Origin of the sequence: Saccharopolyspora sp. NPDC050389, assembly GCF_040655595.1 — a bacterium.
Classification (GTDB): domain Bacteria; phylum Actinomycetota; class Actinomycetes; order Mycobacteriales; family Pseudonocardiaceae; genus Saccharopolyspora.
Genome location: NZ_JBFAKG010000035.1, coordinates 1 through 13,237 on the forward strand (window position 1 = coordinate 1; position 13,237 = coordinate 13,237).

16 protein-coding genes, 1 tRNA gene and 1 pseudogene are annotated in these 13,237 nt (G+C 67.8%); 7 read left to right on the forward strand and 11 right to left on the reverse strand.

Annotation, left to right across the window (positions count from 1 at the left end; all coding sequences use genetic code 11):
* Positions 1-357 precede the first annotated feature (357 nt).
* The gene (locus tag AB0I53_RS22960; RefSeq protein WP_358606348.1) at positions 358-759 is read right to left on the reverse strand and encodes an SSI family serine proteinase inhibitor; all 402 of its coding nucleotides are present in this window, start codon (positions 757-759) and stop codon (positions 358-360) included.
* 706 nt (positions 760-1,465) lie between these two features.
* Between AB0I53_RS22960 and AB0I53_RS22965 the strand changes: the two genes are divergently transcribed.
* Positions 1,466-1,780, forward strand: a complete 315-nt coding sequence (locus AB0I53_RS22965) for a hypothetical protein (RefSeq protein WP_358606351.1) — start codon at positions 1,466-1,468, stop codon at positions 1,778-1,780.
* Between the two features lie 132 nt (positions 1,781-1,912).
* On the opposite strand, the gene AB0I53_RS22970 is transcribed toward AB0I53_RS22965, so the two are convergent.
* The 6 genes from AB0I53_RS22970 to AB0I53_RS22995 all read right to left on the reverse strand — a co-directional run bounded on the left by AB0I53_RS22970 (position 1,913) and on the right by AB0I53_RS22995 (position 5,165).
* A complete protein-coding gene (locus AB0I53_RS22970) occupies positions 1,913-2,215 on the reverse strand; it encodes a hypothetical protein (protein WP_358606354.1) in 303 nt (100 codons plus the stop codon).
* A gap of 310 nt (positions 2,216-2,525) precedes the next feature.
* On the reverse strand, positions 2,526-2,975 hold the full coding sequence (locus AB0I53_RS22975) for an RICIN domain-containing protein (RefSeq protein WP_358606357.1): 450 nt from the start codon (positions 2,973-2,975) through the stop codon (positions 2,526-2,528).
* Positions 2,976-3,326: 351 nt separating this feature from the next.
* A complete protein-coding gene (locus AB0I53_RS22980) occupies positions 3,327-4,232 on the reverse strand; it encodes a hypothetical protein (protein WP_358606360.1) in 906 nt (301 codons plus the stop codon).
* 216 nt (positions 4,233-4,448) lie between these two features.
* Positions 4,449-4,523 (reverse strand) — tRNA-Val (locus AB0I53_RS22985).
* Between the two features lie 68 nt (positions 4,524-4,591).
* The gene (locus tag AB0I53_RS22990; RefSeq protein WP_358606363.1) at positions 4,592-4,792 is read right to left on the reverse strand and encodes a DUF4177 domain-containing protein; all 201 of its coding nucleotides are present in this window, start codon (positions 4,790-4,792) and stop codon (positions 4,592-4,594) included.
* Between the two features lie 64 nt (positions 4,793-4,856).
* The gene (locus tag AB0I53_RS22995) at positions 4,857-5,165 is read right to left on the reverse strand and encodes an SH3 domain-containing protein (RefSeq protein ID WP_358606365.1); all 309 of its coding nucleotides are present in this window, start codon (positions 5,163-5,165) and stop codon (positions 4,857-4,859) included.
* 102 nt (positions 5,166-5,267) lie between these two features.
* On the opposite strand from AB0I53_RS22995, the pseudogene AB0I53_RS23000 reads away from it, so the two are divergent.
* Positions 5,268-5,591 (forward strand): annotated as a pseudogene (locus AB0I53_RS23000) (VOC family protein); the annotation flags it as partial.
* A 115-nt stretch (positions 5,592-5,706) separates the two neighbouring features.
* On the opposite strand, the gene AB0I53_RS23005 reads toward AB0I53_RS23000, so the two are convergent.
* Both AB0I53_RS23005 and AB0I53_RS23010 read right to left on the reverse strand, forming a co-directional pair.
* On the reverse strand, positions 5,707-6,291 hold the full coding sequence (locus tag AB0I53_RS23005; protein ID WP_358606368.1) for a TIGR03086 family metal-binding protein: 585 nt from the start codon (positions 6,289-6,291) through the stop codon (positions 5,707-5,709).
* Positions 6,292-6,500: 209 nt separating this feature from the next.
* Positions 6,501-7,406 (reverse strand): TIGR03620 family F420-dependent LLM class oxidoreductase, encoded by a 906-nt coding sequence (locus AB0I53_RS23010; protein WP_358606371.1) that lies wholly within the window; start codon positions 7,404-7,406, stop codon positions 6,501-6,503.
* Positions 7,407-7,486: 80 nt separating this feature from the next.
* Here AB0I53_RS23010 and AB0I53_RS23015 point away from each other — a divergent pair, with 80 nt between their 5' ends.
* Positions 7,487-8,056 carry a helix-turn-helix domain-containing protein gene (locus AB0I53_RS23015; RefSeq protein ID WP_358606373.1) on the forward strand — a complete coding sequence of 190 codons (570 nt, stop codon included), beginning with the start codon at positions 7,487-7,489 and terminating at the stop codon, positions 8,054-8,056.
* Between the two features lie 97 nt (positions 8,057-8,153).
* On the opposite strand, the gene AB0I53_RS23020 is transcribed toward AB0I53_RS23015, so the two are convergent.
* On the reverse strand, positions 8,154-9,374 hold the full coding sequence (locus AB0I53_RS23020; protein ID WP_358606376.1) for an NADP-dependent isocitrate dehydrogenase: 1,221 nt from the start codon (positions 9,372-9,374) through the stop codon (positions 8,154-8,156).
* A gap of 205 nt (positions 9,375-9,579) precedes the next feature.
* Between AB0I53_RS23020 and AB0I53_RS23025 the strand changes: the two genes are divergently transcribed.
* The 3 genes from AB0I53_RS23025 to AB0I53_RS23035 all read left to right on the forward strand — a co-directional run bounded on the left by AB0I53_RS23025 (position 9,580) and on the right by AB0I53_RS23035 (position 11,262).
* Complete coding sequence (locus tag AB0I53_RS23025; RefSeq protein ID WP_358606378.1) at positions 9,580-10,410, forward strand: metal-dependent hydrolase; 831 nt, start codon at positions 9,580-9,582, stop codon at positions 10,408-10,410.
* Positions 10,411-10,549: 139 nt separating this feature from the next.
* On the forward strand, positions 10,550-10,978 hold the full coding sequence (locus tag AB0I53_RS23030; protein WP_358606380.1) for a hypothetical protein: 429 nt from the start codon (positions 10,550-10,552) through the stop codon (positions 10,976-10,978).
* A gap of 83 nt (positions 10,979-11,061) precedes the next feature.
* The gene (locus AB0I53_RS23035; RefSeq protein ID WP_358606383.1) at positions 11,062-11,262 is read left to right on the forward strand and encodes a DUF1918 domain-containing protein; all 201 of its coding nucleotides are present in this window, start codon (positions 11,062-11,064) and stop codon (positions 11,260-11,262) included.
* Positions 11,263-11,369: 107 nt separating this feature from the next.
* Here AB0I53_RS23035 and AB0I53_RS23040 read toward each other — a convergent pair whose 3' ends face one another.
* Positions 11,370-12,050, reverse strand: a complete 681-nt coding sequence (locus tag AB0I53_RS23040; RefSeq protein ID WP_358606386.1) for a TetR/AcrR family transcriptional regulator — start codon at positions 12,048-12,050, stop codon at positions 11,370-11,372.
* Between the two features lie 94 nt (positions 12,051-12,144).
* Here AB0I53_RS23040 and AB0I53_RS23045 point away from each other — a divergent pair, with 94 nt between their 5' ends.
* Positions 12,145-13,194: a medium chain dehydrogenase/reductase family protein gene (locus tag AB0I53_RS23045; RefSeq protein ID WP_358606389.1), complete on the forward strand. Its 1,050-nt coding sequence runs from the start codon at positions 12,145-12,147 to the stop codon at positions 13,192-13,194.
* Positions 13,195-13,237 lie beyond the last annotated feature (43 nt).

Here is a 13,237-nt window from a genome sequence, read left to right on the forward strand (position 1 = left end):
CCCGCGGGCCCCCCCCTGCCCCCAGCCCCGCCCACCCCGCTCCCGTCGCTCCCCCTTAACCCAAACCACAACCCCGCGGTGGCGGTATTTTAATTCCGCTCCCCGACGTTCTGCTGTGGTTCGCCGGGAATAACGCCACCGGAAAAGGAACCAGTGGCTTCACCGGGCCTGCCGGTGAAGCCACTGCACGAGTGCGGCGCAGGCGGGCCGAAGGGCCAGAGTCACGCCCCGCAAATGCGATCCCGCCTTGGTTCCGCCACGTGGCGTGCGCGACCACGGACGGCGACTTTTACGCTGCACTCCTTGCCTTTCGGCAATCCCTGGGGTGCGCCGACGACGCAGGGGCGGCGCGGATGATCAGAAGTCGAACACGGAACCGGTCGCGGCCTTCAGCGCGCAAGGATTGGCCAGCTTCACCTGGTAGCCGACCGGCTGACCGCGCCAGGTGCCCTCCGCGGACGCGCTCACCTGACGGCTCTCCTTGGTGCAGGTCTTCGGCTCTCCCGGGTCCAACCGCTCGAACTTCCCGTCCACTTGTTGCAACTCCTCGCACGCATCGGACGCGCGCGGATGCTCTCCGCTCGCCGGATCGCAGGTCAGCGTGACCGTTCGGGATTTCTGGGATTCCGTCACCGTCAGCTTCAGCGTGCTCTGCCCCGCACCGTCGTCGGACGTGGCCGAAGCAACTCCTGGAACCAGTACCGCAGCAGCGAAAACGATGCTGACGGCACCGCGGCCGAGCAACCGGGAATCGGTCATTTCCTGCATCCTCCGTCCGAACCAGAAAGAAAGCCCCCGTCCTCTTTACCGCACCCCGAACGATCTCTCCGCGCGAACTACAAACGATCACCTATCGGGCTCCCTCGAAGCGGTAATCGCTACGGCCAGCCACCACCGGGCGGCGAATTCACTCCCTGCCGATCCACCGCGGCGATCGGCCGCTCCGATTCGGCGACGGCGCCGGACCACTCGGCGACGCCGGGTAGGCATCATTAACCCGCCAGTGTCCCAACCCGAAAAGAGGCGACGGAGTTTCACATCATTCTTCAATTTCGAGTACTCGCCGGCCGCGACGACGCCGGTGCCGCGCAAATTGAATGCAGGCCGGGGCCGGCGGACGGAACGTAGTCACGACGCGCCCCCAACCGGGCACGACCTGCCGATCGCGTGATCGTCTCGACACCGCCAAGCAGCGTGCTGCTGCACTGCGCAATGCCTTGCCTCTGACGAAGATCTCCGTCAGGTGCCCCACGGCGCGAGAACTCCGATCGAGATCATCAGATGAGGTGAGCGATCAAAATCTCGGGTTGCGCGGCTATCCGGCCACGCTATGTTTTAGACGACCCCGCTGCGGCAGGGTTTCAAAACCCGATGGGAATCCGCTGCCGATTCAGCCCAACGCAAAGTCGGCAAAGGATTCCTTGCGGCGTCATCCACTAAAGCAAGTACGAAGGGGATTTAAGTTATGCTTTCTGCCAAGCGCGTCATTGCTGCAACCGCTCTGGGGCTCCCCCTCATGCTCGGTGCCCCGGGAATGGCGCTGGCCGACGACGGCGGTCACGGGCACGGCAAGCCCTGCCACAGCAACAAGTGCCAGAAGAGCGATGACCAGAAAATCGACCAGGACCAGGACGCCAGCACCGACCAGGCCAACGTGAACGTGCCTACGCAGTACACGTTCAACGTGGGCAGCGGTGAAGCGAACTCGGCGAGCTGGAACAACCAGTCCAACGACGCCGACACCGACCAGACCGAGGTCGCCGTGCAGGAAGACTGGTGACGATAGCGGCCCCCTCGCTAGCTCAGTCCTCCCGCACCTGAAGAATGCTTGGCCCGGCGATCCTGTCGCCGGGCCAAGCACTTTTTCATCTCCACCTGTCTCCGTCGCGGTGCTCGCGCGGATTCGCCGAGGCTAGTCCTCGACCTGCATTTCGCCCTCGGTCTGCTCGGTGCCGTTGTAGTTGTTCTGCTGGGTAAAGGTCAGCGCCGCCTGCTCACCCTTGCCACCGTTGCTGACCTGGGTGATCGGCGAGACGTTGATGTTGTTCTGCACCGTGTGGTTCTGCTCGGCCTGCTCCTGGGTCTGCTTCACGATCCAGGAGGCCTTCGGCGGGCTCACCGAGTGCCCGTTGGCCGCCAGCGCCGTGCCGGACGCCACCAGCAGCAGCGGCAACGCGACAGCGGCCGCGGCGAGCGTCTGCTTCGCAGTACTCATCAACCGATTCCCTTCGTAGACCAATCGATTTCGTGCCGTCCCGGTGCCCCGCGGCGATCGGATTTGAAAACCACCTGGGCGCCCTGGAATCCGCAACCCCGAAATGGGGGGCAACAGAAACCTACCGGTGCAATGGCATTCGGAGGAGGATCCGAACATCTTGATCACTCCAAATAGTGATCACCTTTCGGGCGACATGCCGTCCACGGTGTCCGCTCCATGCCCATGACGAAACCCGCTGACCCGACGACTGCGCACGTCGGATCAGCGGGCTGCTACTTAGGCCCCGGCGGGGCCGGCCGGATCAGCTTCAGGCGTCGAACCGGAAGACGTTCGTGTTGCCGAACGACTGCCAGCGCGGTTCGAGCTTCAGCCAGGTCCCCACCGGAGCGTGCGGCTCGACGGCCACCGCGACGTCCTGGTCCAGCTTCGGGCTGATGATCCAGCCACCTTCGTCCCGCGCGAAAACCCAGTCTTGGCTCGGGTTTCCGGGCTGGCACGGCAGGGAGAGGACCTGCGGCCCGCCCTCCGCGTTGGCCTGCACACAACGGTTCGTCTGCTGGTTCCGAATGGTCCAGCTGCCGTCGAACCGGTCGGAGACGACCCACTTGTCGGCCTCGCCAAAGACGCCGAACGGGGCGGTCTTGACCACCGAGTCGCTGCCGAAGTCGACCCATCGGGACCCGTCGACGACGCTGCTGATCTCCGCCCCGGGGTACGCCGGGGAAGGAACCGAAGCGGCCTGGGCTCCCGCCGGCACGAGAGAAATCGCAGCCAGGGCACCGATAGCACCCAACATCCAGCGAGCACGCGTCATTACAAACCCCTCCAGACAGAAACTTCTTCGGGATCGGCGATCGGTTTTCCGACCGTCCGAATAAGATCTCTACCAGCACTGGAAGGAAATATCGCACCGGGTCACTACAAAGTGTGGCCACTGCGCGACATCGGTAACGACGCCTAGATCAAAGAAGATAACGGTCCTCAATGGACACGTTTCGGCAACGGCCGAGAACCCGAAAAGTGACAGTTGTTTCAGGTTAGCCGGGGCCGGGCGCACGGCTACCCGATCGCGTGAGGTGACGGGACCGGGCAGCCGCGCGGAGCGGCGTCAGGAGTACCGGATGTCCGGGAAGTCGCGCTGTGCCTGGACGAACTGGGCCTCCCAGTCCGCGGGCCAGCCGAACGCCTCGGTCGCAAGACCCTTCAGGTTCACCCCGGCCGCGCCGCTCATGAAGTGCACGAACTCGCCCCAGTTCATGTCGCGGGCGAATTCCTCGCCGGAAGCCGGGAAGTACCGCCCCAGCAGGTCGAAGTAGCGCACCATCACCTGGGCGCCGCCGTGGTCGCGCCACAGCGGGTGGAACCAGTCGCGGAACCAGTACGTGCCAGCGCGCGGGAAGTCGTCCACGTGGCCGTCGGCGGTCATCCGGTTGTAGAAGTCTTCCGCCTCGGCTGTCATTCCGAGCGACTTGTAGACGTCGTAGATGTAGAACTCCATCCACTTGCTGTCGCCCCACAGGCCGAATGCGGGCGAGCCGTGCTTCCCGGCGGCGATGCTCTCGACGACGTGCCCCGCCTCGTGCGTCACGAGCTCGTACTGCGGCGTGGTCCAGTTCTCGCCGCCGACGTCGCTGACGTTGCGGAAGTCGTGCGACTCGTTGTAGACGGTCGACGGATGGCCGCCGGAGTACTTGCCCTCGTGGTGGATCGAGTACAGCCGGTCGGCCGTCATCTGGTTGCCGGAGTTGCCGTAGGTCTGCTGCGAGTACTGCCACATCGACGTCAGGTAAGGCATCAGCCATTCCCGCGCGGCCGGGTCGACGTCCTGGTCGAAGTAGAGCGCCACGGTGTCGTTGTAGTCGATCAGCCGCAGGTTCTCGTCATGCTCGAACCAGTGCTCCTGCCAGTTGGCGGGCGGCGGATCCGCCAATTGCGCGGGATTCCCGGCGCTGGCGACGCCGGGGACCATCGCCGCCAGCGCCAGCGCCATTGCCGTGATCGCCCTGCTGCGCATGTCCACCTCGGGGCTCGGGGATGTTGGTCTGAACCAACGTAATCAGGCCGATGCGCACAGTCACCGACAGAACAGGACAGGTTCCCCATCGGGCAACAAGTCGACACGTCGACCCGCCGAATCCACAGTGGACATCTAATCGGCCGCAGGCCCGCGATCACCGCCAGAACGACGAAACCCTGCCGGTTAAGATCACCGACAGGGTTCGAGTGGAGCTGGTGCGCGATACTGGGATTGAACCAGTGACCCCTACCGTGTCAAGGTAGTGCTCTCCCGCTGAGCTAATCGCGCCGAGCGGCTCGGCCGCTTGCGAGGATCAGCTTAGCCGACCCTCGGAAGCGGCCGAGCACCGCCCCGCCTCACGCCTGGCGCTCGAAGGTGACCAGGAGACCTTCGACGCCGCCCGGGCCGAGCCGGCCCTTGACGTCCGCCCCGGTGATCGCCTTCAGCTGCCAGCCCTCGGCGGCGTAGTCGTTGAGCACCCGCTCCAGCTTGTCGCCCGACATCTTGCCGCCGAGCCACTTCTCCCGGAGCTCCACGACCTTGTACTGGTACGGCATCGGCTCTCCCGTCCGTTCGAAAACGTCCCAGGAGTCCAACGATGCGCGTCGCTCACCGGTTCCGTCAGGGATCGCAGGAGCTGCCCGGCACGGGCGCCAGGAACTCGGCGGCCACCCAACGCGCGTCGCCCAGATCGCGGAAACCGCCGACCACGTTGGGCGTCGCCGTCACCTCCTCGCCGTGGCCCAGCTTGCCGACCTTGTTCTCCCCGGAACCTGGCCCGGAGCGGACGTTGAGGACGTCGGCGGTGACGTGGAAGGTGCACGGCCCGGGCTCGCCGGCGCCGATACCGGCCTGGCCGGTGCCAACCAGGTAGCTCACCCCGAGCACACCGGCACCGACGAGCAACAACGGACGAGGCAACAGGAACACGGCATACCTCCTGGTCCGGGACGGTCAATCCAGCTATAACCGGCCCGGCGGCGGCCGCGGAACCCCAAGCCACCCGTCGGCACGCCCGGTTCAGCGCCTCGGGTGTCGCCCGCCTGGCGCTCGTGCGCGCGCGGTAATCCGGTTGGTTCCCGCATACCCGCACGCTTTAAGGACCTCGCATTGGACGCGCTCGACCACCAGGCGTTGGCGGACTGGTGGTGCCGGGCGATCGGCTACGTCCGCCGGGACAGCCTCACCGACGCCGACGACCGCCCCGCCGACTGGCCGGTGCCGATCGTCGACCCGGCCGGCGTCGGGCCGCTGATCTGGCTCAACCCGGTGCGGGAGCCGAAGAACGGCAAGAACCGGATGCACCTGGACGTCATCGGCGACCGCGACGAGCTGCTCGCGCTGGGCGCGACCCTGGTCCGCGCCAGGGACGAGGAGATCGGCTGGGACATCCTCGCCGACCCCGAAGGCAATACTCCAGTTGTGACCCTTTTTGCGGGCCAGCTTCAACCCTGGGTCCGCTCGTCAACATCTACACCGGTCGGCCCACAAAAGCGGCGAGCCGGAGGTACACGTCGGCGTCGTCGGCGACCGCCACGGCCGGTGCGAACGGTCCCCCCTCGCTGCGGTCCTCCGCCGCGAGGTTGCGGGTGAACCAGTCGAGGGCAGCCTCGGCCAGGACCGGGTCAAGGTCGTTGCCCCGATCGGTAACTCGGGAGAGATCCCAGGCGTGGACGGTGAATTCGTGCGTGTACGCCTCAAGCAGCTCATGTCCGGTCAGCGTTGCCCAGGACAGGGTGTAGCTCTTGCCGAGTGCCGAGTCGGGCTTCCAGACCTGTTCGAGGTCGGCACGAGCGCTGCGAAACGTGTCACCCCAGTTGTCGGTGTGGTCGTCGGCCGGATCTTTCACATGGGTCATGCCTTCGCCGTTGCCGAGGGACGTGAGCTTGCGCAGGACAGCGACGAGGTGAGCCAGCAGTGTCCGCAGGTCGTACTCGGCACACGGTGTGGGCAGGCCCAGGTCGGCGTTCCCAATCGCGTTGATCTGGTGTTCGGTCTGGTCGAGCGCGGCACTCAGGTGCGGCCGCGGATCCGGTGTCGCATCGACTTCGGTCATCAGGCAGATACCTCCTCGCGCTGGGCGGACGATCATCGGCGACCCAACCACGAGGTACCGACAACAATCCGTCCACAAGCCGATCCGCACGTGACAAGTCGGCGATGGGCCGCATCTGCTCGCAAATGAATGAGACGGCGACACCATCGGTGGCGATGACCAGAGCTGAAGGCAACGAGTTCTGCGCCTTCGCGCCCTGAGCGCGCCCATCACTCCTGTGCGAGCGCCGCCAGCTCGCGCCACTCCGGCATCGGCAGTTCGCCGGGCGTCGCTGTCAGCACCTGCAGGCAGACGTGGTCGGCACCGGCCTGGAAGTGCTCCCGCACCCGTTCGGCGATGTTCTCGACGCCGCTGGCGACGATCGCGTCGACCAGCCGGTCGCTGCCGCCGTCGGCGAGGTCGGCCTCGTCGAAGCCGAGCCGCAGCATGTTGTTGCGCTGGTGCGGGGCCTGCAGGTAACCGCCGACGTGCTCGCGCTGCGTCCGACGAGCCCGCTCCGGGTCCGGGTCGAGCACGACGGCCTGCTCGACCGCGAGGTACGCGCCCGAGCCCATGCGCTCACGCGCCATCGCAGTGTGCGAGACGGGCACGAAGTAGGTGTGCGCTCCCCAGGTGCGTTCGGCGGCCAGGTCGAGCATCTTCGGCCCCAGCGCGGCGAGGAGTCGCCGGGGCGGCACTGCTGCCGCGGCGGCGTTGAGCGGAACCTCGTCGAGGTTGTCGAGGTAGTCGCGCATGCTCGACACCGGCTTGCCGCTGAAGGGGATGCGATAGCCGGCGAAGGCGGTCGGCGAGCCGGACACCCGATGTCCGCCGAGGCCGAGCGCGAACCGGCCGGGGTGCTGATCGCCGAGCGAGCGTTCGGCGGCTGCCGTGGTGATCGGATCCCTCAGGTAGATGTTCGCGATACCGGTCGCCACGACGATTCTCTTCGTCGCGCCGAGCAGCAGCGCGGCCTGGGACACCGCGTCCCGGCCGAACGCCTCGCCGAACCACACCGCGCCGTAACCCAGGTCCTCCAGTTCCGCGGCGGCATCGCGGACCCGCGCGGCGGGATGCGGGTCGAACGCGAACGTCCAGATTCCGAGCCGGCCCGGGTCGTGCTGCGCGTGGGACATGTTCTGCCGCCTTCCGATTAAGCTGAGGCATCCTCCGGTTGAGGATACGGAGGCAGCCTCCGGTTGGCAACGAGTTTCCGATGGGTGAGGACATGACGACCGAGCGACGCCCGATGCGGGCCGACGCGCGCCGGAACTACGAACGACTGCTCGCGGAAGCCGAGGCCGCCTTCCGCGAGCGCGGAACCGACGCTTCGCTGGAGGAGATCGCGCGCAGCGCCGGAGTCGGCATCGGCACCCTCTACCGGCACTTCCCGACGCGAGACGCGCTGCTCGAAGCGCTGCTGCACGACCGCTTCGCCACGCTGTGCGAGATGAGCGCCGACCTGCTGAGCGCGAAGTCGCCGCACACCGCGCTGATCACCTGGCTGCGAGAATTCGCGAAGTCGTCGAACAGGTACCAGGGCCTGCCCGCCTCGGTGATGGCAACGCTGAACGACGAGGAGTCCCGGCTCTACGCGTCCTGCCATGCGATGCGGGACGCTGGAGAACAGTTGCTGGTGCGCGCCCAACAGGCCGGCGAGGTGCGCGCCGATCTCCGGGCGGACGAGCTCCTGCTGCTGGTGGCGTCGATCTCGTGGGCGAGCGAGCACAGCCCGAACAGCATCGACCGCTTCCTGACGTTGCTCGTCGAGGGCATCGAACCCTGACCGGCACTTGCGAACGCCGGGCGCTCCGCCGGAAATCGCGCCCGGAAACGGAAAACGCCGCTCCCCTGCTGGGGAGCGGCGTTCGCGGTGCAGAAGATCAGCGGTTGGCCATCTTCTTCTGGAGGTTCTCGTCCAGCGTCGCGAGGAACTCCTCGGTGGTCTGGAACGCCTGGTCGCCTCCGACCAGCAGTGCCAGGTCCTTGGTCATCTTGCCGCTCTCGACGGTTTCGATGACGACCTTCTCCAGCGTGTCGGCGAAGCCGACGACCTCCGGGGTCGAGTCCAGCTTGCCGCGGTGCTGCAGGCCGCGGGTCCACGCGAAGATCGACGCGATCGGGTTGGTCGAGGTGGGCTTGCCCTGCTGGTGCTGGCGGTAGTGGCGGGTGACCGTGCCGTGCGCGGCCTCGGCCTCCACCGTGCCGTCGGCGGTCATCAGGACCGAGGTCATCAGGCCCAGCGAGCCGAAGCCCTGCGCCACGGTGTCGGACTGCACGTCACCGTCGTAGTTCTTGCAGGCCCAGACGTAGCCGCCCTCCCACTTCAGGGCACTGGCGACCATGTCGTCGATCAGCCGGTGCTCGTAGCTGATGCCCTTGGCGTCGAACGCGGCCTTGTACTCGCTGTCGAAGATCTCCTGGAACACGTCCTTGAACATGCCGTCGTAGGCCTTGAGGATCGTGTTCTTGGTCGACATGTAGACCGGGTAGCCGCGGTCGAGGCCGTAGCGGAAGGACGCGCGCGCGAACTCCTCGATCGACTTGCGGTAGTTGTACATCGCCATCGCGACGCCGCCGTCCGCACCGAACTTGGCGACCTCGAACTCGATCGGCTCGCCGCCGTCTTCCGGCGTGTAGGTGACGGTGACGGTGCCCGGGCCGGGGACCTTGAAGTCGGTGGCCTTGTACTGGTCGCCGTGGGCGTGACGGCCGATGACGATCGGCTTCGTCCACGTCGGCACGTAGCGCGGGATGTTGGAGATCACGATCGGCTCGCGGAAGATGACGCCGCCGAGGATGTTGCGGATCGTCCCGTTCGGGCTCCGCCACATCTTCTTCAGGCCGAACTCCTCCACGCGGGCCTCGTCCGGCGTGATGGTGGCGCACTTCACGCCGACGCCGTGCTTGGCGATGGCATTGGCCGCGTCGACCGTGACCTGGTCGTCGGTGGCGTCCCGGTGCTCGATGCCGAGGTCGTAGTAGTCGAGGTTGATGTCCAGATAGGGGTGGATCAGCTTGTCCTTGATGAAGGACCAGATGATCCGGGTCATCTCATCGCCGTCGAGCTCGGCTACGGTGCCCTGGACCTTGATCTTGCTCATGTGGCGGGGTGCTCCTCTCGCGAGAATGCAAGCGGTACAAGCGTACTGCTATCGGCTTCGATTGTGCCTTGCCCCCGTCATCCGCCACCACCCCGGCGGACGCGCGATGCGCCACTGTTCGGCGACGCGACCAGGTGTCGTGATCTTCTTCTACGCTCGACACCCGACCGAGCGATCTTTGGTTGGCCGATCTTGGAGGGGGACCGTGGCTACCGGACCGACGCACGCGATGAGCGGGGTGGCCGCTTGGGCGGCAGTCACCGCCCTGGCCGACACTCACGCGTTAGGGCAATTATCCCCGAAGACCTGGGTGGTCGGGGCCACTCTGTCCGCCGGGGCCGCGCTGCTGCCCGACATCGATCACCCCAAGTCGACGGTGGCCAGCACCTTCGGCGCCGTCTCGCGCGGCGCGTCGGCCGGGATCAGCGGCTTCAGCGGCTTCGTCTACCGGATGACCCGCACCAAGCACGACAGCAACCGGGAGGGCACCCACCGCGGCTTCACCCACACCGTCGTCTTCGCCGTGCTCGCCGGGCTGATCACCACGGCCATCGTGCAGACCAGCGAGGGCGCCGCGCTCGGCGTGCTGATGTTCTTCTTCGCCGGGCTCGCGGTCCGCGGGCTCATGCACACCTGGTCGTCCAGCAAGGACGCGCTGATGATCACCGTGGCCTCGGTGCTGCTCACCCTCGCCTGCTGGGCCTGGGCCGGCGACCAGCCCACCAACGCCGCGGCCTTCGGGGTGGCGGTGATGATCGGCTGCGTCGCGCACTTCATCGGCGACGCGATCACCGAGCAAGGCTGCCCGATGCTCTGGCCGGTGCCGCTGAGCGGCAAGACCTGGTACCCGGTGGCCCCGCCGAAGGCAATGCGGATGCGCACCGGCGGCAAGGTGGAGATGGTGCTCGTCGGCCCGGGCCTGACGATCGCCGCCGTGGTGCTGAGCGCGGTCGTCCTCTTCCGGATCGGCGCGGCTCCGTGGCTCGCCCAGCTCGACCTGCCGCCCGAGATCATGGCCTGGATCGTCCCGTCCTGAACCGGTCCCGCACCCGAATCCACGGGAATTAGTCGATCTCGCGCCCGCTGGATGCGACATTTCGCCCATCGCTCGTTCCGGGGTCGATAGGGTACAAGAGCGGCACCACTTCGGTGCCGCCCGAAGCCCCGGAGGGAAGATGCGAGCTCGAAAGAGGTTCGTGGTGGCCGCCCTGTCGCTGCCGCTGCTGGCCGGCCTCGCCGCGTGCGGTGAGGTCCAGGAGGTCCGGCAGGGCCTGCAGAACGCCGACGAGCAGATCCAGCAGGCGCAGCAGAACCTGGATGCGGTGTCGGCCTGCGCGCAGGCGATCAACGTCGCGAGCTTCATGCCCAACTTCGCCGACCCGCAACAGGCGAAGGCCGACGCGGAGGCGAAGGCCGAGGAGCTGCGCAAGCTGGCCGAGCAGACGGCCGACCAGACGTTGCGCCAGAACCTGCTCGAAGTCGAGCAGTCCGTGCAGCGCGTCGCCTCCGGCGAGATCACGCTGGAGTCGAGCGCGGAGTGGACCACCGCCCAGCTCGAGCGGTACCAGCAGGTGACCACCACCTGCTCGCAGATCGGCAGCTGAGGTCGCCGCCCGCACCTCCGCGGCGCACCCGATGCGCGGTGTGGCCCCGGTCACTTAGTCTGGGACCGCGGAGGTGATGGGTGATGAAAGCAGCCGTTGGTGATCAACTGCACGTGCACAGCAGGCACGTCGACGAGGCCGACCAGATCGCCGAGATCCTGGAGGTCCGCGGCGAGGATGGCGCCCCGCCGTACAAGGTCCGGTTCAAGGACGGCCACGAGGGCCTGGTTTACCCGGGCAGCGATTGCTCGATCGAGGCGCCCCGTCCCCGGGAAGGGGACTGACCCGCAAGACACGGCCGGCGCTTCTCGCCGGCGCGGCTCCCCCGGGCGTCGCCTCGCAGCTCCAGAACTCCCCCAGCCGAGGCGCCCCCGAGGAGTCGGCGCGCGGCTCACTGCCAGGGCTGGTCGATTATCGACTCCAGCTCCGCCCGGAACAGCGGTTCCGGGTCGACGCGCATCCCGACGAATTGCCCCTCCACTTCGAGGCTGATCAGGCCGTGCATCCGCGACCACGCCTGCAGCCCGCGCTGCAGGACGACCGGCGGGAGCGGTGACCCGCCACGTCGCTCATGCCAAGCGGTGAGCTGCCGGTCGAACGCGGTGCGCTCCGCGGGCAGCCCGTCGGGCGCCAGGTCGGCGACCGCGTCGAGGAGCGGCCGGAGCGCCCGGTCGGCGAGGCCGATGGTGAGCTCCGGGGCCCGGAAGCCCGGCACCGGCGTGCCGAACAGCAGCAGGTAGCGGTGCGGCTGCTCCAGCGCCCAGGCCCTGAACCGCGCGCCGAGCTCGCGGACCTTCGCCGCCGGCGCCTTGCGGCGGTGCGCTTGCGCCGCGGCTTCCATCGCGTCGCCGAGGTCGTTGAAGGCGTCCACGATCAGATCGGTCAGCAGCGCGTCCCGGTTCTCGAAGTACCGGTACAGCGCTGGGCCGGTGATGCCCATCCGTTTCGCGATCGCGTTCACCGAGATCCCCGCCGGCCCTGATTCGGCCAGCTGGTCGAGCGCGACCCGCTTGGCCTCGTTGCGGGTCTGCTCCCGGAACCGCTCTCGCGGGCTGCGTGGCGCTGCGTCCATGACCCGTCCTCTCCACTTGACACCTCCACCGTAACAGGCTCATAGTTGCGTTAGAAGCTCTAACTAACGCGACAGCTCGTAACACGGAGGCGTCATGAGCATCCCCACCACCGGAACCGAGGTCGTGCTGACCGGCCTCGGCGGGACCGAGGTCGTCACCACGCGGCGCAGCGCGCCACCCGCGCCGGGACCGCACGGCGTGCTGATCCGGGTCGAAGCCACCGGGGTGTCCTTCGCCGAGGTCCAGATGCTGCGCGGGCGCTACCCGGCCCAGCCGAAGTTCCCGTTCGTGCCCGGTTACGACCTGGTCGGCGAGGTCGTCGCGGTCGGCTCGTCGGTCACCGGGTGGCGGCCGGGCCAGCGGGTCGCGGCCATGCCGCGCACCGGCGCGTGGGCCGAGTACGCCGAAATCCGGGACGGCGAACTGGTTTCCGTGCCGGACGAGGTCGATGCCACCGATGCGGCGGCGGTGATCCTCAACGGCGTCACGGCCTGGCAGCTGCTGCACCGCGCCGCGAAGATCCGAAGTGGACAGACGGTGCTGGTGCACGGCGCTGGCGGTGGCGTCGGCACCCTGCTGGCGAAGCTCGGCGTCGCCGCCGGCGCCCGAATGATCGGGACGGCCTCCGCGCGCCGGCACGAAGCGCTGCGGGACATCGGCATCGAGCTGATCGACCACCGCACCGAGGACGTCAGCGCCCGCGTGGCCGAGCTCGCGCCCGGCGGCGTGGACGCCATCTTCGACCCGCTCGGCCCGGCGAGCCTGGACCGGTCATGGCGACTCCTTGCGCCCGGCGGCTCCCTGCACGCCTACGGCAGCTCGGCGACGCTGCACGACGCCGGACCGTGGTGGCTGCCCTACCTGGGCCTGACCCGGCGGCTCGCCCGGTGGGAGCTGGCGCGGCTGCTCGGGCGCACCGGCGGCCGGCGCGCCCGCACGTACTACGTCAAGTCGAACGCGCAGTTCCGGACGGATCTGGCCGGGTTGCTCCGAATGGTCGCCAGTGGACAGTTGCGGCCGCTGGTCGCCACGCGGCTGCCGCTGGAATCCGCGGCGCGCGCGCTCGACCTGCACATCTCGGGCACCCAGACCGGGCGAATCCTGCTCGTCCCCGGACTTTCCCCGGATGGCGCCGGGGCTTGACGGCCGCAGACTGCGCACCGCCACGCGAAACCGGTCGAGGCCA